Annotated in this window: 24 protein-coding genes and 1 riboswitch; of the genes, 14 read left to right on the forward strand and 10 right to left on the reverse strand. The window is 59.6% G+C overall.

Going from position 1 to position 25418, the window contains the following annotated elements:
- Window positions 1–6: 6 nt before the first annotated feature.
- The 6 genes from AC2FND_RS01970 to cysQ all read right to left on the reverse strand — a co-directional run bounded on the left by AC2FND_RS01970 (window position 7) and on the right by cysQ (window position 6581).
- Window positions 7–1707, reverse strand: coding sequence for a DUF5927 domain-containing protein (locus AC2FND_RS01970; RefSeq protein ID WP_496767590.1), 1701 nt, complete (start codon window positions 1705–1707; stop codon window positions 7–9).
- Window positions 1704–2690: a glycosyltransferase family 2 protein gene (locus tag AC2FND_RS01975; RefSeq protein WP_480538563.1), complete on the reverse strand. Its 987-nt coding sequence runs from the start codon at window positions 2688–2690 to the stop codon at window positions 1704–1706. Before AC2FND_RS01975 ends, AC2FND_RS01970 begins: the two co-directional genes overlap by 4 nt.
- 186 nt (window positions 2691–2876) lie before the next feature.
- Entirely contained in the window at window positions 2877–3920 is a 1044-nt protein-coding gene (locus AC2FND_RS01980) for a glycosyltransferase family 2 protein (protein ID WP_496767592.1), read from the reverse strand.
- Window positions 3921–3927: 7 nt separating this feature from the next.
- Entirely contained in the window at window positions 3928–4911 is a 984-nt protein-coding gene (galE, locus tag AC2FND_RS01985; RefSeq protein WP_480486955.1) for a UDP-glucose 4-epimerase GalE, read from the reverse strand.
- A gap of 72 nt (window positions 4912–4983) precedes the next feature.
- Window positions 4984–5784 (reverse strand): 3-deoxy-manno-octulosonate cytidylyltransferase family protein, encoded by an 801-nt coding sequence (locus tag AC2FND_RS01990; RefSeq protein ID WP_267364430.1) that lies wholly within the window; start codon window positions 5782–5784, stop codon window positions 4984–4986.
- A complete protein-coding gene (gene cysQ / locus AC2FND_RS01995) occupies window positions 5784–6581 on the reverse strand; it encodes a 3'(2'),5'-bisphosphate nucleotidase CysQ (protein ID WP_496767594.1) in 798 nt (265 codons plus the stop codon). The genes AC2FND_RS01990 and cysQ overlap by 1 nt, the downstream gene beginning before the upstream one ends.
- Before the next feature lie 122 nt (window positions 6582–6703).
- Here cysQ and AC2FND_RS02000 point away from each other — a divergent pair, with 122 nt between their 5' ends.
- Window positions 6704–7528 (forward strand): ABC transporter permease, encoded by an 825-nt coding sequence (locus AC2FND_RS02000; protein WP_496767596.1) that lies wholly within the window; start codon window positions 6704–6706, stop codon window positions 7526–7528.
- Here AC2FND_RS02000 and AC2FND_RS02005 read toward each other — a convergent pair.
- Window positions 7525–8127: an alpha-ketoglutarate-dependent dioxygenase AlkB family protein gene (locus AC2FND_RS02005; protein ID WP_496767598.1), complete on the reverse strand. Its 603-nt coding sequence runs from the start codon at window positions 8125–8127 to the stop codon at window positions 7525–7527. The two genes, AC2FND_RS02000 and AC2FND_RS02005, sit on opposite strands and share 4 nt — an antisense overlap.
- A gap of 212 nt (window positions 8128–8339) precedes the next feature.
- On the opposite strand from AC2FND_RS02005, the gene dnaK reads away from it, so the two are divergent.
- The 13 genes from dnaK (at window position 8340) to radC (ending at window position 20008) form a co-directional block, all read left to right on the forward strand.
- On the forward strand, window positions 8340–10247 hold the full coding sequence (dnaK, locus tag AC2FND_RS02010; RefSeq protein ID WP_496767600.1) for a molecular chaperone DnaK: 1908 nt from the start codon (window positions 8340–8342) through the stop codon (window positions 10245–10247).
- Between the two features lie 74 nt (window positions 10248–10321).
- Window positions 10322–11467: a molecular chaperone DnaJ gene (gene dnaJ / locus AC2FND_RS02015; protein WP_209598968.1), complete on the forward strand. Its 1146-nt coding sequence runs from the start codon at window positions 10322–10324 to the stop codon at window positions 11465–11467.
- 242 nt (window positions 11468–11709) lie between these two features.
- A riboswitch (TPP riboswitch) is annotated at window positions 11710–11814 on the forward strand.
- Between the two features lie 44 nt (window positions 11815–11858).
- Window positions 11859–12662, forward strand: coding sequence for a bifunctional hydroxymethylpyrimidine kinase/phosphomethylpyrimidine kinase (gene thiD, locus AC2FND_RS02020; protein WP_496767602.1), 804 nt, complete (start codon window positions 11859–11861; stop codon window positions 12660–12662).
- Window positions 12659–13636 carry a glycine oxidase ThiO gene (thiO, locus tag AC2FND_RS02025; protein ID WP_496767604.1) on the forward strand — a complete coding sequence of 326 codons (978 nt, stop codon included), beginning with the start codon at window positions 12659–12661 and terminating at the stop codon, window positions 13634–13636. Before thiD ends, thiO begins: the two co-directional genes overlap by 4 nt.
- Complete coding sequence (thiS, locus tag AC2FND_RS02030; protein WP_209506920.1) at window positions 13620–13814, forward strand: sulfur carrier protein ThiS; 195 nt, start codon at window positions 13620–13622, stop codon at window positions 13812–13814. The genes thiO and thiS overlap by 17 nt, the downstream gene beginning before the upstream one ends.
- Before the next feature lie 2 nt (window positions 13815–13816).
- Window positions 13817–14581 (forward strand): thiazole synthase, encoded by a 765-nt coding sequence (locus AC2FND_RS02035; RefSeq protein ID WP_496767606.1) that lies wholly within the window; start codon window positions 13817–13819, stop codon window positions 14579–14581.
- Window positions 14578–15174: a thiamine phosphate synthase gene (locus AC2FND_RS02040; protein ID WP_496767608.1), complete on the forward strand. Its 597-nt coding sequence runs from the start codon at window positions 14578–14580 to the stop codon at window positions 15172–15174. The genes AC2FND_RS02035 and AC2FND_RS02040 overlap by 4 nt, the downstream gene beginning before the upstream one ends.
- Window positions 15171–16136, forward strand: a complete 966-nt coding sequence (locus AC2FND_RS02045) for a ThiF family adenylyltransferase (RefSeq protein ID WP_496767610.1) — start codon at window positions 15171–15173, stop codon at window positions 16134–16136. Before AC2FND_RS02040 ends, AC2FND_RS02045 begins: the two co-directional genes overlap by 4 nt.
- 18 nt (window positions 16137–16154) lie before the next feature.
- On the forward strand, window positions 16155–17090 hold the full coding sequence (locus tag AC2FND_RS02050; protein ID WP_496767611.1) for an ABC transporter substrate-binding protein: 936 nt from the start codon (window positions 16155–16157) through the stop codon (window positions 17088–17090).
- Complete coding sequence (gene tenA / locus AC2FND_RS02055) at window positions 17087–17761, forward strand: thiaminase II (protein ID WP_496767612.1); 675 nt, start codon at window positions 17087–17089, stop codon at window positions 17759–17761. Before AC2FND_RS02050 ends, tenA begins: the two co-directional genes overlap by 4 nt.
- The gene (locus AC2FND_RS02060) at window positions 17758–18486 is read left to right on the forward strand and encodes an ABC transporter ATP-binding protein (protein WP_496767614.1); all 729 of its coding nucleotides are present in this window, start codon (window positions 17758–17760) and stop codon (window positions 18484–18486) included. Before tenA ends, AC2FND_RS02060 begins: the two co-directional genes overlap by 4 nt.
- Window positions 18483–19217, forward strand: coding sequence for an ABC transporter permease (locus AC2FND_RS02065; RefSeq protein ID WP_480486978.1), 735 nt, complete (start codon window positions 18483–18485; stop codon window positions 19215–19217). The genes AC2FND_RS02060 and AC2FND_RS02065 overlap by 4 nt, the downstream gene beginning before the upstream one ends.
- A gap of 35 nt (window positions 19218–19252) precedes the next feature.
- Window positions 19253–20008, forward strand: a complete 756-nt coding sequence (radC, locus tag AC2FND_RS02070; protein ID WP_496767616.1) for a RadC family protein — start codon at window positions 19253–19255, stop codon at window positions 20006–20008.
- Window positions 20009–20011: 3 nt separating this feature from the next.
- On the opposite strand, the gene AC2FND_RS02075 is transcribed toward radC, so the two are convergent.
- The 3 genes from AC2FND_RS02075 to secA all read right to left on the reverse strand — a co-directional run bounded on the left by AC2FND_RS02075 (window position 20012) and on the right by secA (window position 25328).
- Complete coding sequence (locus tag AC2FND_RS02075; protein WP_496767618.1) at window positions 20012–21568, reverse strand: phosphate ABC transporter substrate-binding/OmpA family protein; 1557 nt, start codon at window positions 21566–21568, stop codon at window positions 20012–20014.
- Window positions 21569–21592: 24 nt separating this feature from the next.
- Entirely contained in the window at window positions 21593–22510 is a 918-nt protein-coding gene (locus AC2FND_RS02080) for a hypothetical protein (RefSeq protein WP_496767620.1), read from the reverse strand.
- A gap of 100 nt (window positions 22511–22610) precedes the next feature.
- Entirely contained in the window at window positions 22611–25328 is a 2718-nt protein-coding gene (gene secA, locus AC2FND_RS02085; RefSeq protein WP_496767622.1) for a preprotein translocase subunit SecA, read from the reverse strand.
- Window positions 25329–25418: the final 90 nt, after the last annotated feature.

The raw sequence follows: 25418 nt of genomic DNA on the forward strand, positions 1-25418 counted from the left end.
GGGTAATTACTGCACCAGATAGGGTTTGCGATAGGGTTTCGTCTGATGGCCGAACACATCGTCCGAAGGGAAATCGCCCATCAAATAAGGGTGCATACCCTGATTCTTGAGGTTTTGCAGGAACTTCCCGAAGCCGGACAGATCGACCATTGTGGGCGCTTCTGTCAGGTGACTGGCTTGATGCGCGCCAATCTCATCCAGGATCGCCTGCAAGGGCTCCATCGGCGCTTCAATGAAATCGGCCAGAGACCAGCTGCGCATCCGCGCCTTTGTCCAGACCGAGGTCAGAACCTCAAGCTGCTTGGTTTCGATCTGTTGCAGACGCGCGGCCTCGCTCCGGATGTCCGAGAAGTTCAGGTTCGACCGGAACAGCGGAATTGCCCAGGCCCCTGTGATGACCGAGATTTGCGCATTCTTGTCCCGCGCTAGAAACCAGTTGATGTCCTGCGTGTCGCGGGGGCTGAACTGGAAACACTGGCGTTCGCCGCGTGTGTTCCAGATCAGGTTCGACAGAAAGGCCGTTGGATTGTAGTCCCGCAGCAAAGCACAATCGCTGAGCGCACCGTTTGTGATGGTTTCACCCTTTGCAAATTCCGCACGCTCGGGTCCGAACAGGTGCCCGTGCACGCGTGTGCCAGTGGCCGCGGCCAGCCAATCTTCGAAGTCTTCAAACAGTTCGGAAAAGCCTTGAAATACGGAATAGGGTGACGAGGTAAGGCCGTTTTCACTGCCGTGCCGGGGAAACCGGCTTTGCATGTACAGCCCGTCACGCCCTCGCGTCCGCCGCTCGACCGCCTTGGAAAACACCCGGTCAATCTTGCCGGGATTGGGTTCGGCCGGTTTCATCGCACTGGCCTGATCGGTCAGAAACGCCTGATACAGCCGTTCCGCACGGGGCCAGATCTTGCGGGCAACAAAACAGTCTGACCGCCGCAGCAATTGCAGATGGTCGTCGTAGAAGATGTGCGGGCGGCCCTGATAGTCGAACTTGGACAGGGTCAGGGACCGGCTCTCGATATGTGTGGAATACAGCCGCGCCAATGTCTGGAAATAGCTTTCATCCGGAATCCACACATGGCGGAAGTAGCTGTCATATTGTTTGCGCTTGGGGTCCTGCAAAATGGCAGACAGTGTTTGACGGGTCAGGCACCACCACTGGCTGCCCATATGCGGAACCAAACCGTCGGGGATTTTCCGGCGAAACCCGACCGCGCGCTGAAGCTTTACATATGCGTCGAACAATCCGCGCTGTTTTCGCCAGGAAAACGGGAACCGCAGCGTAAACCGTTCATGATCCAACCCGCCGATTGTCCAGCTGACATCAGATGTTGTCGCGCTTTCGATGAAATCGACACGAGGCCGGTCGGCCAGGTAATCAATCAGCTCCTGAACCGGGCGCAGCGGCAGGCAGGCCCCCGACGACAGGAAGACGTGGCGCGTTTCGGGAAATTGCTCCAGCATCAGTTCGGACGCGCTTTGTGAGGCGGCAACGATGCCCCACCCGCCCCAGTCGCATTGATGCCGGTCGGAAAATGCGATCCGGGGATTGTCCGAACAGGACGCAACACATCGCGCGTATTCTTCACCCGGTACTTTGCGATCCACATGGATCACAACAGGGCATCCCGCAGCGGTCCAATGGCGCGCGACCTGTTCGGCCCGGTCCAGCGAGGTATGAACCAGCATGACGACGCCCAGACCGCTCATGCCCAGTTTCCCTTTGACATCAGGCCCAGAATCTCAAGCTGCCGCCAGTTGATATAGGCCTCGGACCACTCGCACCAGAATACGGGCTTGTCTTCAAGCTGTGCGGCATAGGCTTTGTATTCGCCCGAACCGCTATAATGCTGGCGGCGTTGCAATTCTTCACGCGCCTTGTCGCCAAGGGTGTCAATCAGCTTGGCATGAAGCAACGAGCCGCTGGCCTTTTCCCCACCCCATTCGTCGTAAACCTGATTCAGCCCGCGCGGCAAAAGCGAGTGGGTCGAGCTGACATAGACATAGCGTCGATCCCATTTGACCAGCGGGATCTTGTTCAGTGCCGGGGCTTTGGATGGCTTGTCGCGAAAGAACACGCGCGCCCGCGCGCCCCCTTGAATCCACAGGTTCTTGTAATCCGGGTTCTTGGTGATGGTGTAATTTCCCGGATCGAACCACCGTGCGATTTCAAAGGGATCCTGCCCCTCGCGATAGGTTTCGGCATCCACAGACCCTTCGGGGTACATGTCGATCAGCATGGTGCCAAAGCTGCGCACGGCACTTCCGTCCAGCCAGTCTGTCAAGGCGCGGATCGGGCGGGTGTCGCAGAAGGGGTAGATGAAAAACTCATCCGGGTCGACGCTCAGAACCCAATGTCCATGCGCGTATTTGCGCAGAATGTAATTCGACCAGTCCAGACCATAGCTTGCACGTTTGTAGCTGGTAGTCGTCCGCCAGACCGATACATCGGACTGCTGTTTCAGGAATTCGAAACTGCCGTCATCGCTGTCATTGTCGATGAACAGAAAGTGGTCGATGCCCAGTTTGCGGTAATATTCCAGAAAGTACGGCAGGCGAATTTTCTCGTTACGCACAACGCTCATCAACAGGATATCGTCACGGCGGATGGCAGACGTGTTGTTGCTGGCGGGCTTAAGTTCGCGCCGACGTCTGAGGCAGCGCAGAATACGGCGCTTGCGCCGCAATCTCATCTTGTATGATTCAAACAGGCTCACGCGACTGCCCAACCTTTATTATAACGCGAGCTTTCCCCGAACCCGCCGCGACCGTTGGTTGCGACAGGGCATTGTCGGTTTATGCCACTTCTACCACTTCTGAGGCAACTTTTTTAAACCCCGGAAATGGTAAAGGTGCCGTTGATCCCTTTGGATTTGTTTTCAACACCAGCCGCCGTCACGCATCAGCCCCAGCTCCAGCAACTGCGACCAGCCGGCATAGCGTACCGATTGCGGGGTCCACATGTCTGGTTGATTGAGTATCTGATCGTAATACGCAGCGAACTGGTTCTGGTCATGAAAATGCTGGCGGCGCAGCTTTTCAGTTTTGGATTTTTCAATAATGTCCGGCAGAAATTTCGTGTGCAGCAGAACGCCGGACGGGGTGTCGCCGGCTGGCCCGTCATACACTGCGTTCAGACGACGGGGCAGGGCGGAATGGCACGAGTTTACATAGGCATATCGCCGCGACCAGCGCATCAGCGGGATCTTGTTCAGCGTCGGGGATCGCTGCTGTATCTGGGCAAAAAACACCCGCTCGCGTGCGCCGCCCTGAACCCACAGGTTTCCCATCGGGCTTTGCCGCTGTGCGCGATACGGTCCCGCGTCAAACCAGTTCAGCACCTTGGTCGGGTCCGTGTCCGGGTCATAGGTTTGGCCGCCCAACGGCCCCTTTGGATACAGATCCAGCATCAATGCGCCAAACCCGGCCCGCCCCTGCCGGTCCAGCCATTCTGTGAGCTCATGCAAGGAATGGTGGTCGTGCCGGGCATAAACCAGCAGCTCATCCGCGTCGACCATTAGGCACCAATGGCCATGGCCGTATCGCATCTGTAGCCAGCTGAGCCAGTCCAGCCCAAAGCGTGATCCGCGATAGCTGGACCGGGTCTGCCAAAGGGAAACATCCGGTTGATCCTGCAGAAATTCAGCCGATCCGTCATCGCTGCCGTTGTCGACGATCAGAAAATGGTTCACGCTCAGCTGGCGATAGTGACGGAAGAACCACGGCAGGCGGGTAATCTCATTGCGCAAGGTGGTAAAGGCCAGCACGTCGCCGCCCCGTATGCTGCTTGTCTGATCTTTCAGGCAGGTCAGTTGATGGCGGCTGCGTATCGAGCGCCAAAGAAGGCGTCGCCGTTTCCAGCGCAACCGGTATTCCTGTCGCCAACCGATATCAGGAAGTGTCTGAACCGTATTGGACGTCACCGGGGCCTCATTTCTCGTAGTGGCCGTTCTGATGCCAGCGCCAGGCATCCGCAATCATCGTCTCTAACGTTGATCTTTTCGGCTTCCACCCCAGTTCGGTTTGGGCGCGGACAGAGCCGGACACCAGCTTGGTGCAATCGCCCGCCCGTCGGGCACCAACCGAATACGGCACCGGGCGGTTGGTGACGGATTTGGAATGCTCGATCACTTCAAGCACGGAAAACCCCGAGCCGGTGCCCAGATTGAAAACACGGCTTTCTTTACCCTGTTCCAACCAGCCCAGCCCCAGAACATGTGCGTCGACCAGATCACAGACATGGACATAATCGCGAATACATGTGCCGTCCGGCGTATCGTAATCGGTGCCAAAAACGGTCAAACCCTCGCGCTTGCCATCAATCGCATCCAGCATCAGGGGGATCAGATGGGTTTCAGGCCGGTGAAACTCGCCCACTTCGCCTTCGGGATCGGCACCAGCAACGTTGAAATACCGAAAAATGACATGGCGCAGCCCATGGGCCGCTTCGAAATCCCTCAGGATGTCCTCGATCGCGCGCTTTGATGCACCATAGGCATTCAGCGGGTGTTGGGCGGTGGCCTCGTCCAGCACCACATTGTCATGCTCGCCATAGGTGGCGCATGTGGACGAGAACACGAAATCCAGACAGCCCGCCGCAACCGCAGCCTCGATCAACGTCAACGATCCGGTGACATTGTTCGACCAGTACAGCCCGGGTTGCCGCATCGCGTCGCCCACCTGACTGAGGGCCGCAAAATGCATCACCGCAACCGGCTTGTGTTTGGCAAATACCTCGTCCAGGCGTGCCCGGTCCAACAGGTCGCCCTGTTCAAACGGCCCGTATTTCACCGCATCCTGCCAGCCGGTGACCAGATTGTCGTAGGTCACGGGAACATAACCCGCCTGCGCAAGCGCCTTGCAGGCATGCGACCCGATATATCCGGCACCACCGGTCACGAGGATTGGTTTCATGAAACGTCCTTTGGAACCAGATTGCCTGTCATCGAGATATGGAAACCGCGGGGCGTCATGGGCAAAAACCGGCTATTCCAGCCCCATCGCGGCCATCATCTCTTCGATCTTGGGCACGTCCTGCGGGTTGTTCAGCTCCCAGAACTGACGGCCCTTGGCGTCAACCTCGACGCACAGAACCTTGCGGCCATTTTCCATGAACCTGAGCTGTTCAAGACCTTCCAGCTTTTCCAGAGGGCCTGTTGGCCAGCCCGGATAGGCCGCCAACGCATCAGGCCGATAGGCATAGACGCCGACGTGGTGAAACACCGGCGTGGGTTCATCCCCGCCATAGGTTTCTGAGGTGAAAGGCACGACCTCTTTCGAGAAATACATCGCGCTGTTGTCGCGCCCGAACACGGCGGTTGTTCCGCCAACACGGCCATGTTTGCGGTCATTCAGCAGGCTGTTCAAAGCATCCCCGTCGCAACGCAGGACGGGTGTGGCCACGCCAGCGTCGGGTGCCGCGCGCAGCCCTGTGATCAGGTCCTCGACAAACCAATGCGGTGTCAGAGGTGCATCGCCCTGAAGGTTGACCACGATGTCATATCCGCTGCCCAGAACCTTGTGCGCCTCGGCGCAGCGTTCGGTGCCGTTCTGGCAGTTTTCCGAGGTCATCACCACCTCGGCGCCAAAGCCTTCGGACAGCTCGCGGATGCGGTCGTCATCGGTTGCGACCACAACCCGGTCCACGCCCGCAACAGAAGTGGCTGCTCGCCAGGACCGTTCGATCAGTGTCATCGAAACGCCTGTCGCGCCGGTCAGCGGCACCAAAGGCTTGCCCGGATACCGGGTCGAGGCATAGCGCGCGGGGATGGCGATCAGAACTGACATCAGGCCTCCTTCAGCTTAACACCCGGAGCGTACGCGATAAAAAACGGGTTCGCATAGCCCTCTTTGCCATAGACAAGCGGCGCGTGATCGTCAAACCGCACAACCCGGCCTCCGGCCCCGGCCAGTACCGCGTGCCCTGCCGCCGTATCCCATTCCATCGTGCGCCCGACCCGCGGATAAAGATCCGCCTCGCCCGTCGCAACCAGACAGAACTTAAGAGACGATCCCGCGCTTTTGCTGTCCTTGACCTGATACTTGTTGATGTAATCCTCGGTGGCCTGATCCCGGTGCGATTTTGAGGCCACGACCAAAAGCGCGGAATTGTCCGGGTTAGAGACGGATATTGGGGTCAGGGTGCCGTGTGCATCCTTGTCAAACGCGCCCGTTTCCTCGACTGCCTGACCATCGGCCTGCGTATAGAACATGCGGCCCCGCGCCGGGGCATAGACCACGCCCCGTGTCGGTGTTCCGTTCTCGACCAGCGCGATGTTGACGGTGAAATCGCCACGGCGGTTGATGAATTCCTTGGTGCCATCCAGCGGATCGACGATCAGAAAGGTATCCCCTTTTTCGGAATGCGAGGCGGCCTGCTCTTCGGTGATCAGCAGGATATCGGGGAACGCCTGACGCAACCCGGCTGAAATCAGCGCATCGGCTGCCTCATCCGCTTCGGTCACAGGGCTGGAGTCTGATTTGACTTTGACGTCGAAATCGTCTGCCTCGTAGATTTCCATGATCCTGTCGCCTGCCTCAAGGGCCAGACGCCGGATGACGGGAATAAGCGCGTCGTAGGTCACAAAAATGCTCCGTTCCTGTGGTTTGTTGATCCAAACTCGTGACCGACTTATGATGCGACGGTTACCGAACGGCAAGATATTCATGCCAGGTTAGGGACGACGAGGCAGGAAAGACCCTTTAAGTGTTCTATTACAAGCGCAATCAAACGCTGCTGGGCGGTGCACTGACGACTGCGGAACTGGTGTTCCACGCGGTGGTGCGGAACGTGCGCGCGCAGCATCCGAATGCGGTGATCGCGATCCTGCTCAACGTTGTGCAATTGCTGGTGATGATGGTCACGTTCTATCTGCTCATGTCGCTGATGGGCCGGGGCGGGGTCGCCAGGATCAGGGGCGAATTTCTGCTGTATGTCCTGTCGGGCGTGTTCCCGTTCATGTTGCACATACAATCGATTGGCGCGATTTCCGGGGTTGGGTCATCCAATAACCCGATGATGCTGCATTCGCCGATGAACGTAATGGTCACGATTCTCGCGGCGGCCTTCAGCACATTCTATAAGTTTCTGCTGGCCATGTTCATCATCCTGTTCGTCTACAGTGTCGCGGTTGCTCCGCTTGAGGTGCAGAACCCCGGCGGCGCCTTCGCAATGCTGGTGTTGGCCTGGTTTACCGGCTGCGCGGTGGGGCTTGTGTTCATGGCGTTGAAACCGTGGGCCCCGACGACCGTTTCGATGCTAACCAATATATATCGCCGTCTGAACATGGTGTTTTCCGGCAAGATGTTCATTGCGAACGCATTGGGTGGCGGGCTGTTGATGATGTTTGCCTGGAACCCGCTGTTTCACATCATCGACCAGACCCGCGGGTTCGTGTTCCGCAACTATTATCCAAGAAACACCAGCTGGGAATACGCGGCCTGGGTTGGAATCGCCCTGTTGATGATCGGTCTTATGGGCGAATTCTTCACCCGTCAGCACGTGTCGAAAAGCTGGGATGCGCGCCGCTAACGCACCACCCGCAGCGTAAGATTTATGCGCCCGCCTTTGGGCAAAAGGCGCGAGGATCCAAACCTGATCCGATCCACGCCGTGATATGCCAGCCGCGCCGGACCGCCCATGACAACCACATCCCCCGAGCTCAGCCAGATCGACTCGGTCTTGCCGCCGCGCGTCGTGCTGCCAATCCGAAACAAGGCATCGTCGCCCAGCGAAACCGACAGGACGGGCCATGAAAAATCTGCCTCGTCCTTGTCCTGGTGCAGGCCCATTTTTGCACCTTCCCCGTAATAGTTGACCAAACAGCAATCGGGGGCCCGTTCGGTGCTGACCAGATCACGCCAGATATCCAGGATGGTGGCGGGGATTTCCGGCCAGTCGCCACCTTTGGGGTGCTGATCCTGATATCGGTATCCTGCCTTGTCGGTTACCCAACCCAGATCACCGGCCGAGGTCATCCGAACCGACATCTCCTTGCCCGAGGGGGTAACAGGCCGGAACAGGGGCGCAGCTTTCAGAATCGGGCGCAAATCCGCGATCACCCGCGACTGGGCCTCAGGATCAAGATAACCTTTCCTGATATCGAACCCCCGCAAAACCAATCGCGCCATTCCAGAAACCCCAATCCTTTCCAATTCCTTGCCAAAAAAGGCATCAGAATCCCTAAAACCTGCGTTCTACGGTGCTTGCAGGCCTCTGGTCTCGCCCTTATATACGCCGGGACGCGCGATGGTAGTGCTGTCGCGCACATCAGGTCGGGGGCGGGATGCCGTAACGGGTCCGGTCGTCGAGACATCGCCTTGAAGAGAAAGGGATTGCAAAAATGGGAAAAGTAATCGGGATTGACCTCGGAACCACCAACTCCTGCGTGGCCATCATGGACGGTTCGCAGCCGAAGGTTATCGAAAACGCCGAAGGGGCGCGGACCACGCCCTCGATCGTCGCCTTCACTGAAGATGAGCGACTGGTCGGTCAGCCTGCAAAACGTCAGGCGGTCACCAACCCCGACAACACGATCTTTGGCGTCAAGCGTCTGATCGGCCGTCGTGTGGATGATGCCGAAGTCGAAAAAGACAAGAAGATGGTACCGTACGCTATCGTCGATGGCGGCAATGGCGACGCGTGGGTTCAGGCCCGCGGTGAAAAGTACTCGCCAAGCCAGATCTCGGCCTTCACTCTGGGCAAGATGAAGGAAACCGCGGAAAGCTATCTGGGTGAGGAAGTCACGCAGGCGGTCATTACCGTTCCCGCATACTTCAACGACGCACAGCGTCAGGCCACCAAAGACGCGGGTAAAATCGCCGGTCTGGAAGTGCTGCGGATCATCAACGAACCGACTGCTGCCGCACTGGCCTATGGTCTGGACAAACAGGAAACCCAAACCATTGCGGTCTATGACCTTGGTGGCGGTACCTTCGACGTGACCATTCTGGAAATCGACGACGGCCTGTTCGAGGTCAAATCGACCAACGGCGACACCTTCCTGGGCGGTGAAGACTTTGACATGCGCATCGTCAACTACCTGGCGGATGAGTTCAAAAAGGAACACGGTGTCGATCTGTCTGCTGACAAGATGGCCCTGCAGCGTCTGAAAGAAGCCGCGGAAAAAGCCAAGATCGAACTCAGCTCGACCTCGCAGACCGAAATCAACCAGCCGTTCATCTCGATGGGTTCGAACGGTCAGCCGCTGCACATGGTCATGAAACTGACCCGTGCCAAGCTGGAATCTCTGGTCGGTGATCTGATCAAGAAGTCGATGAAGCCGTGCCAGGCGGCTCTGAAAGACGCTGGTCTGTCGGCCGCTGACGTGGACGAAGTTGTTCTGGTCGGTGGTATGACCCGGATGCCAAAAGTGATCGAAGAGGTCACGAAGTTCTTTGGCAAAGAGCCGCACAAAGGCGTGAACCCGGACGAAGTGGTTGCCATGGGTGCCGCCATTCAGGCCGGTGTTCTGCAGGGCGATGTCAAGGACGTGGTTCTGCTGGACGTGACCCCGCTGTCGCTGGGCATTGAGACGCTGGGTGGCGTGTTCACCCGCCTGATCGACCGCAACACCACGATCCCGACGAAAAAGTCTCAGGTCTTCTCGACCGCCGAGGACAACCAGAACGCCGTGACCATCCGCGTGTTCCAGGGCGAGCGTGAAATGGCTGCGGACAACAAGATCCTCGGTCAGTTCAACCTCGAAGACATCCCGCCCGCGCCACGTGGCATGCCTCAGATCGAGGTGACTTTTGACATTGACGCCAACGGCATTGTCTCGGTTTCGGCCAAGGACAAAGGCACCGGCAAGGAACAGAAGATCACCATCCAGGCATCGGGCGGTCTGTCCGACGAAGACATCGAAAAGATGGTCAAGGACGCCGAAGAGAACGCGGAAGCCGACAAGGAACGCCGCGAGCTGGTCGATGCCAAGAACCAGGCGGAAAGCCTCATCCACTCGACCGAAAAGTCGATGGAAGAGCATTCCGACAAGGTCGACCCGACCACGATCGAAGCCATCGAACTGGCCATCGCCGCACTCAAGGACGAGCTGGAAACTGACAACGCCGACAAGATCAAGTCTGGCATCCAGAACGTCACCGAAGCGGCGATGAAGCTGGGTGAGGCCATCTACAAGGCGCAGTCCGAAGAGGCCGAGGACGAGCCTGTCGCAGCAGATGCCGCACCCGGTGAAGACGATATCGTCGACGCCGAGTTCGAAGATCTGGACGACGACAAGCGTAACTAACGGGTAACCGGGCCAATGTAGGCCGGTCCGGATGCCGGGCCGGCCTATTTACGTTGAGGCAGAAGGAAATACTGATGTCAAAACGCGACTATTACGAAGTGCTCGGCGTGTCCAAGGGCGCTTCGGCGGATGAGATCAAGAAAGGCTTTCGCACGAAAGCCAAAGAGCTGCATCCGGACCGCAACAAGGACAATCCGGATGCCGAGGCGCAGTTCAAGGAAGCCAACGAGGCTTATGACGTGCTGCGCGATGCCGACAAAAAGGCGGCCTATGACCGCTTTGGCCATGCCGCCTTCGAAAACGGCATGGGCGGCGGTGGTCGGCCTGGTGGCGGCTTTGGGCAGGGCGATTTCTCCAGCGCGTTCTCGGATGTGTTCGACGACCTGTTCGGCGACTTCATGGGCGGGCAACGTGGTGGCGGCGGCCGACGCGCCGCGCGCGGCTCGGACCTGCGCTATAACCTGCGCGTATCGCTGGAAGAGGCGTTCTCGGGCCAGCAGAAAACCATCAATGTACCGACAGCCGTGGCCTGTTCCTCCTGCGAAGGAACCGGAGCAGAAGGAGGGGTCGAGCCGACAACCTGCCCCACCTGTTCCGGCATGGGCAAGGTGCGGGCGCAGCAGGGCTTCTTTACGGTCGAACGAACCTGCCCCACCTGTTCGGGTCTGGGCCAGATCATCAAGAACCCCTGCAAATCCTGTAAGGGTGCAGGTCGCGTCGAAAAAGATCGCGCCTTGTCGGTCAACATCCCCGCTGGTGTCGAAACCGGTACCCGTATTCGTCTGGCAGGTGAAGGCGAGGCCGGAATGCGCGGTGGCCCTCCGGGCGACCTCTACATCTTTGTGGAAGTGTCTGATCACAAATTGTTCGAACGCGACAGCGTGAACCTCTATTGCCGTGTACCGGTCAGCATGGCCAAGGCTGCGCTGGGCGGATCGATCGAGGTTCCGACAATCGATGGCGGGCGTGGGCGGGTGCAGATCCCGGCAGGCAGCCAGTCGGGCCGGCAAATGCGCCTTCGCGGCAAAGGCATGCCCGCACTGCGCGGCGGCGGTGTTGGCGACATGTTCATCGAACTGGCGGTTGAAACCCCGGTCAACCTGACCAGCCGCCAAAAAGAACTGCTGCGCGAGTTTGATGATCTGGGCGAAGACAACCACCCGGAATCAAAAAGCTTTTTCTCATCCGTCAAATCCTTCTGGGACGGCATGAAAAGCTGACAACCAGGGTTACCCCGGGGGCTCTGCCCCCGCCGCCCGATCCGGGCGCCTCCCCCGGGATATTTCCGGCCAGATGAAGCAGGGATCCTTTATTCATCTGGCTCTAAATATCCCGGAGCGCGAGGCAGAGCCTCGCAAAACACTTCCCAAAGACACTCAATTGGCCTTATCAGATGACCAAAAGTGGCAATGCATTTGCCAAATTGGGTCTTGATTCCGACCGTCGACCCTGAAATTGTCCGCGACAACCGTTGGGGTGCCCGTATCAGGGCTGAGAGGCGCAACCGCGCTAACCCATCGAACCTGATCCGGGCAATTCCGGCGTAGGGAACGGTCTTATGAGCACAGACGTTTTCCCTACCTCGTTGCCCAAAGAAGATGGAGCAACGACATGGCGGCAATTGCCCTGACCATCGCAGGGTCTGACAGCGGCGGAGGCGCCGGGATTCAGGCCGATCTGAAAGCGATGTCGGCGTTGGGTGTATTCGGCGCAAGCGTCATTACCGCCATTACGGCGCAGAACACGCAAGCCGTCACTGCGGTGCATGGGGTTCCGCGGGATGTCATTGCCGCTCAAATCGATGCGGTGCTGAGCGATCTGGACGTGAAGGCAATTAAGATCGGTATGCTTGCGACGCCAGAGATCATTCATACAGTGGCCCAAGGCCTGGAAACGTTCAAAGGTTCCGTCGTTCTTGATCCTGTCATGATCGCAAAATCCGGAGATGCGTTGTTGGCGCAGGAAGCGGTCCGGACTCTGCGCGAAGTGATGGTGCCAGCAGCGACTGTGCTGACACCCAATCTGCCCGAAGCGGCATGTTTGCTGGATGCGAAACCGGCGCAATCACCGGACGAGATGGCCGCACAAGGCAAGGCCCTGTGCGCTCTTGGCGCGGGTGCGGTTTTGATGAAGGGCGGGCATGGGTCGGGCGATGTCTGCCACGATCTGTTGGTCGACCCCTCAGGCGTCGTGGCCGCATTTCAGGCCCCGCGTCAGAACACGAAAAACACCCACGGAACCGGATGCACCCTGTCGTCTTCGATCGCCGCCGGTCTGGCCAGGGGCCTGCCGCTGAGGGATGCGATCGCACAGGCGCATAATTATCTGCAAGGGGCCATCGCGCGGGCGGATGAGCTGAAGATTGGTGCCGGGCACGGTCCAGTGCACCACTTCCACCGGATCTGGCCCGCATGACACTCTGGTCGGTCATAGGTGCAGGCGTTGCGGGTCTGGCCGTGGCCAGCGAGCTTGTGTCACGCGGCGCAAGGGTGCAGGTTTTCGATCCGGGCGGCCCGCCCGGCCCGCATGGGTGTTCCTGGTGGGCCGGTGGGATGCTGGCCCCCTGGTGTGAATATGAAAACGCGGAAGAACCGGTGCTGCGGCTGGGGCAGGAAGCAATCGAATGGTGGGCGCAGCGAACGCAGGTAAACAGACGTGGAACCCTTGTCGTTGCCAATGCGCGTGACCTGCCCGACCTGCGCCGGTTTGCACGCCGGACCGAAGGGTTCAGCGAGGTTGATCGCACGGAAATACTCGAATTAGAGCCCGATCTGAGCAAGTTCGGCAAAGCTCTGTATTTTGAAAACGAAGCGCACCTTGATCCTCGTCAGGCGTTGCGCGATCTGCATCGTCACCTGCAAGGCGCCGGCGTGGAATCCCACCGAAAGCTGGCTCCGGCGCAACTGGACAACGCCATAGACTGCCGGGGTTTGCACGCGCGCGAATATCTGCACGACCTGCGCGGCGTGAAGGGTGAGATGCTGGTTCTTCGTTGCCCCGATGTGACCCTTTCGCGCCCGGTGCGGTTATTGCATCCGCGGATGCCGCTTTACATCGTTCCGCGCGGGGATGGCGTCTACATGCTGGGCGCAACCATGATCGAATCCGAGGACAGCAGCCGCATCACCGCGCGTTCGATGCTGGAACTGCTCAGCGCGGCCTATGCCGTGAACCCGGCCTTTGGCGAGGCTGAGGTGCTGGAGATCGGCGTCGACCTGCGCCCTGCTTTCCCGGACAACCTGCCGCGTATCCGGCGCTTGGGCCGGACAATCTATGCTAATGGGCTGTATCGCCACGGCTATCTGCTGGCCCCTGCACTGGCGCGGGGTGTCGTTGATCTGGCATTGGACAACACACATTCGGAGATGGTCGATGAAGATCGTGCTTAACGGCGAGACGCGCGATGTGCGCGCGGAAACCCTGTCGGATCTGTTGCTGGAATGCGGCTTCTCGGGCCGTGTGGCCACCGCCGTGAACGAAGATTTCGTGCCGTCAAGCCTGCGTATTGCGCACAAACTGACCGACGGCGACCGGGTCGAAGTGGTCGCACCAATGCAGGGGGGCTGAGGATGCGAATGTTCTACGGCATCGAACTGCCGAACCCCTTGATGCTGGGCACCGCCCAATATCCCAGCCCGGCCATTCTGGAACAGGCCTTTCGCGAAAGCGGTGCGGCGGTTGCCACGGTATCGCTGCGGCGGGAATCCGGCGCGGGTCAGACATTCTGGCAGATGATCCGCGAGCTGGGTGTTCTGATCCTGCCAAATACGGCTGGCTGTCATACGGTGAAAGAGGCGGTGACAACAGCCCATATGGCGCGCGAAGTGTTTGATACCAAATGGATCAAGCTGGAACTGATCGGCCACACCGACAGTTTGCAGCCGGATGTGTTCCAGCTGGTCGAGGCCGCGCGCATCCTGACCGAAGACGGGTTTGAGGTGTTTCCCTACACCACCGATGATCTGATCGTGGGCGAACGCCTGCTGGAAGCGGGGTGCGAAGTGCTGATGCCGTGGGGCGCGCCTATCGGGTCCGGGCGAGGGCTGAACAACGAATACGCCCTGCGGTCGATGCGGGCCGAGTTTCCTGAAACGCCGCTGGTGGTGGATGCCGGGATCGGCCTGCCCAGCCACGCGGCCCACGCGATGGAACTGGGCTATGACGCCGTTCTGCTGAACACCGCTGTGGCCCGTGCCGGTGATCCCGTTCTGATGGCCAAGGCGATGGCGCAGGCAATCCATGCCGGACAACTGGCCCATCAGGCAGACCCGATCGAGGCGCGTGATATGGCCGAACCTTCGACCCCCGTTGTCGGAAAGGCATTCCTGTCATGACGCTGGACCGTTTCTATCCGATCTTCGATCACGCGGACTGGTTGCGGCGGATGCTGCCGCTGGGTGTCAAGCTGGTGCAGCTGCGTATCAAGGATCAGCCGGATGAGGTGATGCGCGATCAGATTGCCGCCTCGCGCGATCTGTGCCGCGACTACGGGGCGGTACTGGTGATCAACGATTACTGGCAGCAGGCCATCGATCTGGGTTGTGACTGGGTTCATCTGGGGCAAGAGGATCTGGATGATGCTGACCTGAAAGCCATCAGAAAAGCGGGTCTAAAGCTGGGTGTTTCCACTCATGACGATGATGAGCTTGAGCGGGTTCTGGCCATGGATACTGATTACGTGGCGCTGGGTCCCGTCTATCCGACCATCTTGAAAAAGATGAAGTGGCATCAGCAGGGCCTGCCCCGCGTGACCGAATGGAAGGCGCGGGTTGGCGACATTCCTCTGGTCGGCATTGGCGGCATGAGCGTCGAGCGTGCAGCAGGGGTGCTGGCAGCCGGGGCCGACATCGTCTCGGCCGTTACGGACATCACACTGAACGCCGACCCCGAAGCGCGGGTGCGTGCTTGGATCGAGGTCACGAGATGAACCGCTACGCGCGCCAGACGCTGCTGCCCGAGGTCGGGACCGAAGGACAGACCCGCCTGACTGCGGCCCGTGTTCTGGTGGTCGGCGCAGGTGGTCTGGCCGCGCCGCTGCTGCCGCTATTGGCCGGGGCTGGGGTGGGGCATATCACGATTGTCGATGGTGACATCGTCGATCTGTCGAACCTGCATCGCCAGACATTGTTTTCCGAAACAGATTGCGGGCTGTCAAAGGCCGAACGCGCCGTTGACCGATGCCGTGCGTTGAATGCCGAAATCGATGTGATTGCCAGGAAACATGCTCTAACAGGGAAAAATGCGCCCAATCTGGTGTCGCAGGCGGATATTATCCTGGATTGTGCCGACAGCTATGCGGTCAGTTATATGCTGTCGGATACCTGTCTGGCACAAGGCAAGCCACTGATCAGCGCCTCGGTACTGGGGCTTTCAGGTTACGTGGGCGGGTTTTGCGGTGGCGCGCCATCTCTGCGTGCCGTTTTCCCCGACGCACCGGAAAGTGGCGCAAGCTGCGCCACGGCGGGTGTTCTGGGTCCCGTTGTCGGTGTAATCGGGTCCATGCAGGCGCAGATGGCGCTGAACCTGATCTTGCGGCTTGACCCATCACCCCTGGGGCAGATGGTGCAATATGATGCGCGAACCCTGCGCAGCACCGGGTTTCGTTTTGATGACGCGCCGGAACCGAACAGCTGTTTCCGCTTTCTCTCTGCCAGCCAGTTGAGAGACACAGACCAGATTGTCGAACTGCGTGACCCGAACGAAGCTCCGGTTCCGGCCCACCCGGATGCGACGCGCATTTCACCCGAAGAAATACAAGAAATAGACCCAAACAAGGGGAAACGCCTCGTCCTTTGCTGTGCCACCGGGCTGCGCGCATGGCGCGCTGCCGAGAAAATCCAACCGATTTGGCCGGGCGAGATTGTCCTCGTCGCGGCCTCAACCTCCTGAGAAAAGGAAACGTGAGATATGAAAAAGCTGATGACAGCCTTTGCCCTTCTGGCCGCCGCGCCAGCCTGGGCCGAAGACAAGATGACCGTCCTGCTGGACTGGTTTATCAACCCCGACCACGGGCCCATCATCGTGGCGCAGGAAAACGGCTATTTCGCCGAGCAGGGGTTGCAGGTCGAAGTCGTTGCCCCCGCTGACCCATCCGCACCGCCGCGTCTGGTGGCCGCTGGTCAAGCGGATCTGGCAGTATCCTATCAGCCGCAACTGCATTTGCAGATTCACGAAGGGCTGCCGCTGAAACGGGTCGGCACGCTGGTCGCAACGCCCCTGAACTGCCTGCTGGTTCTGAAGGACGGCCCGATCAAATCGCCCGCTGACCTCAAGGGAAAGAAAATCGGCTTTTCCGTCGCCGGTGTGGAAGAGGCCATCCTCAGCACCGTGCTTGGCAAATACGACGTCGCGCTGGATGATGTTGAGATGATCAACGTGAATTTCTCACTCTCGCCCTCGCTGATGACCGGTCAGGTGGATGCGGTGATTGGCGCCTATCGCAACTTCGAACTGAACCAGATGGATATCGAAGGCCGCCCCGGCACCTGCTTCTATATCGAGGAAGAAGGCGTGCCGTCTTATGACGAACTGATCTATGTCGCCAACCCCGATACGATGGACAAAGACAAGATCGCCCGTTTCCTGGCCGCGACCGAAAAAGCGACTCAGTACATCGTCAACAACCCGGAAGAAAGCTGGGAGGTCTTCTCGGCCACCTCACCCGAGTTGCAGGACGAGCTGAACGCGCGCGCATGGGTCGACACGCTGCCGCGCTTTGCCCTGCGTCCCGCCGGGTTTGACGCTGGCCGATATGCCCGGTTCGAAGCATTCCTGAACGACAGCGGCATGATCGACACTGTCCTGCCCGTCAGCGACATAGCCATCGACGTCACCGCGCAATGAGCGATTATGGCAAAGCCTTTGCGCTGATGCGCGATGCGGCGCAGGGGCCGTGGCGGGATTACACCCGCCACGCTTTTGTCGAAGCCCTGAAAGACGGCACCCTGCCACGTCCGGCGTTCCTGCACTTTCTGCGTCAGGATTACGTGTTCCTGATCCACTTCTCGCGCGCCTGGGCGCTGGCCGTGGTGAAATCGGAAACACATGCTGAAATGCTGGCGGCGTCGCGTACCGTGAACGGCCTGATCAGCGAAGAGATGAAGCTGCATATCGGCATTTGCGAAGCAGAAGGCATCTCGCAGGCAGAGCTGTTTGCGACGCCGGAACGGCCGGAAAATCTGGCCTATACCCGCTTTGTTCTCGAGGCGGGCTATAGCGGTGATCTGCTGGATCTTCTGGCAGCACTTGCACCCTGCGTCATGGGATATGGTGAGATAGGCACCCGCCTGGCTGAGGAGGCAACATCAACGACCTACCGTGGCTGGATCGATACCTACGCGGACGAGGGCTACCAGAGCGCCTGCACCGCCGTGGGCGAGTTGCTGGATTCGGCTCTAACAAGGCGGATTGGGGCGGATTTCCAAACGTCGCCTCGCTGGGATCGTCTGTGCAGGACGTTCCGCACGGCCACGGAATTGGAAGTCAATTTCTGGCAGATGGGTCTGACCCCATGACCCCGGCGCCCGATCTGACCATCAGCGGCACAGCCATGATCGATGGCGCGACTCTGTTCGCGCCGCTGACCCTGACGCTTGACGCCGGGGCGTGGACCTGTCTGCTGGGCGGATCGGGTGTTGGCAAAACCACGGTCTTGCGGCTGATTGCCGGGCTGGAAACCGGGGCTGAATTCTCGGGCCGGATCACCGCCAGCGATGGCCAGCCGGTTTCAGAGCGGGTCGCTTATATGGCGCAGGACGACCTGTTGCTGCCTTGGGCGAGTGTTGCGCAGAACGTCTCGTTGGGCGCGCGGCTGCGGGGCGAGAAAGTTGACGTTGACCGGCGTGACCGCCTGATCGAACGGATGCGGTTGCAGGACCATATGACCAAGAAACCGCCCGAGCTTTCGGGTGGGCAGCGCCAGCGCGTGGCACTGGCCCGCACCCTGATGGAAGACCGGCCGATTGTGTTGCTGGATGAACCCTTTTCCGCCCTTGATGCCCGAACCCGTGCCGATATGCAGGATCTGGCCGCCGAGGCGCTGAAAGGCCGCACCGTCCTTCTGGTGACCCACGATCCGGGCGAGGCCGCGCGTCTGGGGCAATCCATCGTCGTCATGACACAGCACGGGCTGACACAGTGCGACCCGCCGGTTGCTCCAGCCCCGCGCAGCGTGGATGATTTGCAGACGCTGGAAACACAAGGCGCGCTTTTACGGCTGCTGCGGGAGGGCGGGGTATGAAGTCCCTCTCTGTTCTGGCAGCAACCCTGTTTGCCCTTGCCATCTGGCAGGGGATCGTGACCCTGACCGGATTGCCAAAATTCATCCTGCCCGGTCCCGCAGTGGTTGCCGAGACCTGGTGGCAGAACCGCTGGCTGATTGCAGAACACACCTGGATCACAGCCATCGAGGTCATTATCGGCCTTGCCTGCGGCACGCTGCTTGGCGTTGTCACCGCATTGCAGCTGGCCAATTCCCGTGTCGCACGGGTTCTGGTACAGCCAATGCTGGTGTTCACTCAGGCCCTGCCGGTCTTTGCGCTGGCCCCGTTGCTGACCCTGTGGCTGGGCTATGGCCTGTTGTCCAAGGTCGCGATGGCGGTGCTGATCATCTATTTCCCGATCACGTCGTCCTTTTTTGACGGTTTGATGCGGACACCGCAGGGGTATCTGGACCTTGCGCGCACGATGCAGGCGGGCAAGCGCGCTGTGTTGTGGCACATCCGTATCCCTGCGGCGTTGCCGTCTTTGGCCTCGGGGATGCGGCTGGCGGCGGTGTATGCGCCGATCGGTGCCGTGATCGGCGAATGGGTCGGTTCATCGCAAGGTCTGGGATATCTGATGCTGCTGGCCAATGGCCGCGCCAAGACGGACCTAATGTTTGCGGCGATGCTGACGCTGGGCGTGTTTTCGATCCTTCTGCACATGATTGTCCGCCGCGCCACCGCGCGTATGGCAGGAGAGGCGCGTTAACCTTTCGGAAAGTGATTCTGCGACAGGGTAAACGCATGACACAGGACGCCTTTGCCGAAGCCCCCATGCTGTTTGATACGGACGAAGCGCCAGCGCAGCCGCTGCCGAATGGTCGGTTACCCTCCTACATCAAAGACCATCGCAAGCGGCTGCGCGAACGGTTCATGGCGGGCGGGTCCGCAGCGATCCCGGATTATGAGTTGCTGGAGCTGGTTTTGTTCCGGTCCATCCCGCGGCAAGATGTGAAACCATTGGCGCGGGCATTGATGAATGCCTTTGGCGATTTCAACCGCGTGTTGACCGCGCCCGAAGAACGGCTGCGTCAGATCAAGGGCGTTGGTGACACGGTCATCACCGATCTGAAAATCCTCGAAGCCTGCGCGCATCGGATGGCACGGGCGCGGGTGATGCAGCGGCATGTGATATCCAGCTGGGACGCGCTTCTGGATTATTGCCATACAACAATGGCGCATCGCGAGACCGAGCAATTTCGCGTTTTCTATCTGGATCGCAAGAACGTCCTGATCGCGGATGAGGAACAGGCCAAAGGCACCGTGGATCACGTGCCGGTCTATCCGCGCGAAGTGGCCAAACGGGCGCTGGAACTGAATGCCTCGGCCCTGATCCTGGTGCATAATCACCCATCCGGTGATCCGACCCCGTCACAGTCGGATATTGATATGACCAACCGCATTCAGGATGCCTGTTCCGCCCTGGGGCTGACCCTGCATGACCACCTGATCATCGGCAGATCGACCGAGCTCAGCTTTCGTTCCGAAGGGTATCTCTAGCGGCTACTGCACCCAAATCTCGACCCGCCGGTTGACCTTGCGGCCCCATTCGGTGTCGTCGCAGGCCATGGGCATCGCCTCGCCAAACCCTTCGGCGGTAACCGCGATACTGTCAGGGATCGGGGCTTCAAGCGCGGCGATAACCGCGTTCCGCACGGTTTGCGCGCGCCTCAGGGCGATGCGGGCATTTGAAACGGCACCCCCGTCCCCATCGCTGAAGCCTGCAAACACCACCTTGCGTGCCTGCAACGTACCCGCGTCCAGCATTTGCGCCAGTTGCTGAATATTGGCGCGTGACTGCGCGTCCGGACGGGACGATCCGGGCTCGAACCGGACCGACAGGGACAGACGCGACAGGGGGCGCAAGGTCTCGATCATGCGTTGCAACTCCTCCAGTCCGACCTCAGCTCCGCCGGTGACGACCGCATTGGCAAGCCGGTCCCCCTGCACGCCAACCGGCAGGGTTTCAGCCGATTGATCCACATATCCTGCGTCACGTATGGCCATCTGCGCCTCGGGGCTTTGGCTATAGGCCAGAAACTGCCGCGCAATCCGGGGCAGGCGACGTTCCGGCAGATACAGGAACATGGGCATATTCAGCGGGTAATCTTCGGTCTTGATCGACTGGCGGGTCGCGGCCAGCGGATGCCCGCACCCGCCGGTCAACGGCAAAGCGCGGGTGCCATGGGCCGATGCCTTGCTGGCGACCCCGATGGAAAACGGATCCTTTGCCACGGCCGCGGTCAGGTCATGTATGCGATTGTGGCGGATCGCCGTATCGGTCAGGTCCACACCGGCGGTTTTCAGAATCTGATCCTCGACCGCCTGCGCCAGACCCGACCCGGCCTCTGGCACATGCAGTGCAATAGGGGCATCCGGCCCACCCAGCTGCGCCCAGTTGCTGATCTCTCCGGACAGAATACGAGCCATATCTGCCAGAGAAATCTGCCGCATCACGCTGTCGGGGGCCACGACCGGGACCATGGCATCCAGTGCAATGACCCGCGACCGCCGCGTGCGTTTCAGATCGCCCAACCCCGCAGCTTCGGCAGCCTCCCGCTCGGCCTCGCGCATCTCGCGCAGAGCCATCACGATATCCGCCCGGTCTGCGATCAGATCACTGAACCCGCGATCCGTGGTGCCCACGTCAAAGAAAAACCGTGCCAGCGGGGCCGACCGGCCCGCCTGATGCAGCTCGTAAACAAAGGTGCCCTCATCCACGCGGGCGGGGGTCGCGGTCAGGTCTTCCTGACGGGCAAATCCGATGATCAGGGCGGGCAGCACCGTTTCAGCCATCACCGATGATCCGGAAAACTGCACTTCGGCGACGAAATCGATCAGGTTGGGGCAGGCGGGCCCCTCGCACGTGACGCCCGAACCATCCACGGTCAACGTCCCGAATTGCGTATCGACGCGATAGAACTCACCGTCAAAGCTCAGCAGATTGCCGGTCACTTCGACCTTTCCATCATGCGAGGTCAATGTGATGTCCTGCCCAAAAGCACCGGTCGCCACCGTCACGGAAAACAGCGCAGCCACCGCCACACGGAAAAATGTCATAAGAGGTTCAAGCCTGCCTGCGGATTACTTTGCCGCGATTGTCAGGTCTGAGAGCAGATTATTCAACACCAGAAACTCGCCCGCGCGCGAACAATCCGGCAGGGTCACTGACATGTCGCGCGACCGCAGGCGGCGGTCCGACAACAACTCCAGCGACTGCACGTTCAGCGTGTGGCCGCAATTTGCATCGGTCACTTCGGCCTCGACAGTCAGGTCAATCGTGCCCGACTGTTCCGATGTACTGGCCGGGAAAGAATACACTTCGATATTCTGCGTCATACCGGAACCGGACTGGCCCAGACGCACAACCTCTCCGGCGCCTTCTGCAGATGCGTCATCCCAGACATGGCCATCCGCGCCATAGCTGGCACCAAATTCCAGCGCGTGAATCTGCAACTCGGTTTCCCCCTGCCATTGCAAGACAACACGATCAAAACCGGCGATTTCGGGAACGTGAGTGGTGGCGACGGTGCCTGTTTCATCTTCGAAGGAAAACAGGAAGATCGCGTATTCCGAAAGGGCTGGGATCGCCATGTCCAGCGCGCCGCTGGCATCCGTCATCTGGCTAACAGTCAGGCCGCTATGGTGAATTTCTATCCGCTCATTCTTGTGGCACGGCGCTTTCAGCGACAGGTGCGCCAAGGCACCGGGCGCTGCTTTTGCGTGCGCGCTGATCCGGCAGTTCGATGTCTTGGGGGCAGTGGGTACAGCGCGGGGTGCCGGTGTCACATTGACCGGATCGGCATCTGACGCGGTGGCTGATGTCAGCACAATACTGTCTAGCCCCGACAGAATCGAAGACTGATCGGCAACAGAGGCCACATCAATACCGTCCTGCGCGCGGTTCTGCTGCGCAGCTGGTCCGTTCTGCATCAGATAGCCTATGCCCAAGGCACAAGCGACCGTTCCGCACATGGTTACGTAGTTGCGAACTACAAACAAGACACCCTCCCCAGTTGAAGGAGCAGCTTGCACTCTTGCCACGAATCGCGGCCAATTTGTGGCCGCGAGACGGACTCATTGTGATCAGAGGGTGTTAACGTTAGGTCAATCTGCCGTGGCAGTGTTTGAACTTCTTGCCGGATCCGCAGGGGCACGGGTCGTTTCGCGACGGGTTACCCCAGGTTGACGGATCACTCTCGTCAAACCCCGGCAGCGCATCGCCTGACGCCGCAGCTTCGGCCTTGGCCTCGGCCTGACTCGCGGCCTTGTCCACGGCCTGCTGTGCCTGTGCTTGTTGCGCCGCCATCTGCGCCAGCATTTCCTTTTGCTCTTCTTCGGTCAGTGGACGCACGCGCGACAATTGCTGTGTCACGGTTTCCCGCAAACCGTCCAGCATGGATTCGAACAGCTGGAAGCTTTCGTTTTTGTATTCGTTCAGCGGATCGCGCTGGGCATAGCCGCGGAAACCCACGACCGAGCGCAGGTGCTCCAACGTCAGCAGATGCTCGCGCCATTTGCTGTCGATGGTCTGCAACAGAACCTGCTTTTCGATGTTGCGCATGTTTTCGGGACCAAAGGCAACCGCCTTCTGGGCCATCATCTCATCTGCGGCCTTGACCAGGCGCTCGCGCACCTGCTCGTCATCCACACCTTCTTCGGCAGCCCAGTCCTGAACCGGTGCATCGATGGTCAGCTTGTCCTTGATCGCCGCATGCAGACCGTCGGTATCCCACTGTTCCGCATAGGATTTCGGTGGCATGTATTCGTCAATCAGATCGTCAATCACCTGCTCGCGCATATCCGAGACGATCTCGGACAGGTCATTGGCCGACATGATCTCGCGACGCTGGCTAAAGATCACCTTGCGCTGATCGTTCATAACATCGTCGAATTTCAGAACGTTCTTGCGCATGTCAAAGTTGCGGCCCTCGACCTTGGACTGCGCGCGTTCCAGCGACTTGTTCACCCACGGGTGAATGATCGCCTCGCCTTCTTTCATGCCCAGCGTGGTCAGCACCTTGTCCAACCTTTCCGAGCCAAAGATGCGCATCAGGTCGTCTTCAAGGCTCAGGTAGAACACGGTACGACCCGGATCGCCCTGACGGCCCGAACGGCCGCGCAGCTGGTTGTCGATGCGGCGGCTTTCGTGGCGTTCAGACGCCATCACATAAAGGCCACCTGCGGCCAGAACCTTTTCTTTTTCTTCTGCGTGGCGCGCCTCTTCAGCTGCGCGCAGCTCTGACGGATCGGCCTCGGGCTTGTCCGCCATCGCTTGCAGCACCTTCATCTCGACATTGCCACCCAGCTGAATGTCGGTGCCGCGACCGGCCATGTTGGTGGCGATGGTCACCGCGCCCAGACGGCCCGCATCGGCGACGATCTGCGCCTCCTGCTCGTGCTGGCGGGCGTTCAGAACGTTATGGGCGATGCCTTCCTTGGTCAGCATCTGGCTCAGCAGTTCCGATTTCTCGATCGACGTGGTCCCCAGCAGAACCGGCTGGCCCTTTTCCTGGGCTTTCTTGGTCTCTTCGATCATCGCGCCATATTTTTCCATGGCGGTGCGATAGACCTGATCATCCTCGTCCACACGGGCAATCGGCTTGTTGGTCGGAACCTCAACCACGCCCAGGCCGTAAATCTCGGCAAATTCCTCGGCTTCGGTCAGGGCGGTCCCGGTCATGCCGCCCAGCTTGTCGTAAAGGCGGAAATAGTTCTGGAAGGTCACACTGGCCAGCGTCACGTTCTCAGGCTGAATCTGCACGTTTTCCTTGGCTTCGATGGCCTGATGCAGACCCTCGGACAGGCGGCGGCCCGGCATCATGCGGCCCGTGAATTCGTCGATCAGAACGACATTGCCGTCGCGCACGATGTAATCCTTGTCGCGCTGGAACAGCTTGTGCGCGCGCAGACCCTGATTCACGTGATGCACAACGGTCGTGCTTTCCGGGTCATACAGCGAATGGCCTTCAGGAATCAGGCCGGCAGCCAACAGCTGCTGCTCCAGAAACTCGTTGCCCTCATCCGTGAAGGTCACGTTGCGGGCCTTTTCGTCCAACGTGTAGTGTTCGTCGGTCAGACTCGGGATCAGCGCATCGATGGCGGTATACAGGTCCGAGCGGTCCTGTGCCGGGCCCGAGATGATCAGCGGCGTCCGCGCCTCGTCGATCAGGATCGAATCGACCTCGTCTACAATCGCGAAATTGTGGTGTTTCTGGTAAACCTGTTCCAGATCGGCCTTCATGTTGTCGCGCAGATAGTCAAAACCCAGCTCGTTGTTGGTGGCATAGGTGATGTCGCAGGAATAGGCGGCCAGTTTTTCCGCGTCAGGCTGGCCCGACCAGATCACGCCGGTGGTCATGCCCACGGCAGCAAACACCTTGCCCATCCATTCCGCGTCGCGCTTGGCCAGGTATTCGTTCACCGTGACCACATGCACGCCCTTGCCGGTCAGCGCGTTCAGATACGCCGGTAGGGTCGCGACCAGTGTCTTGCCCTCACCCGTCTTCATTTCCGAGATGTTGCCCTGATGCAGGAAAACACCGCCCATCAGCTGCACGTCAAAGGCGCGCAGCCCCAGTGCGCGGCGGGCACCTTCGCGCACGTTGGCAAAGGCTTCGGGCAGCAGATCGTCAAGGCTTTCACCATCCAGCGCGCGTTTGCGCAGGTCTTCTGTCTTGTCGATCAGGCCCTGATCGGACATTTTCTCGAACTCGGGTTCCAGCGCGTTGATCTTCTCGATCAGGGGGCGGGTCGCCTTGATCTTGCGGTCGTTCGGTGTTCCGAACACCTTTTTGGCGAGCGTTCCGAGTCCCAGCATGTTCACTCCAGCGGATCTGTTCTTGTCTTGGTTTTTGACAGGCTTGCCCACCTTGCGCGCAACCCATAGATACGTGGGGTGAAAGGCGGC

The sequence above is a fragment of the Ruegeria sp. BHSB056 genome (genome assembly GCF_059613305.1).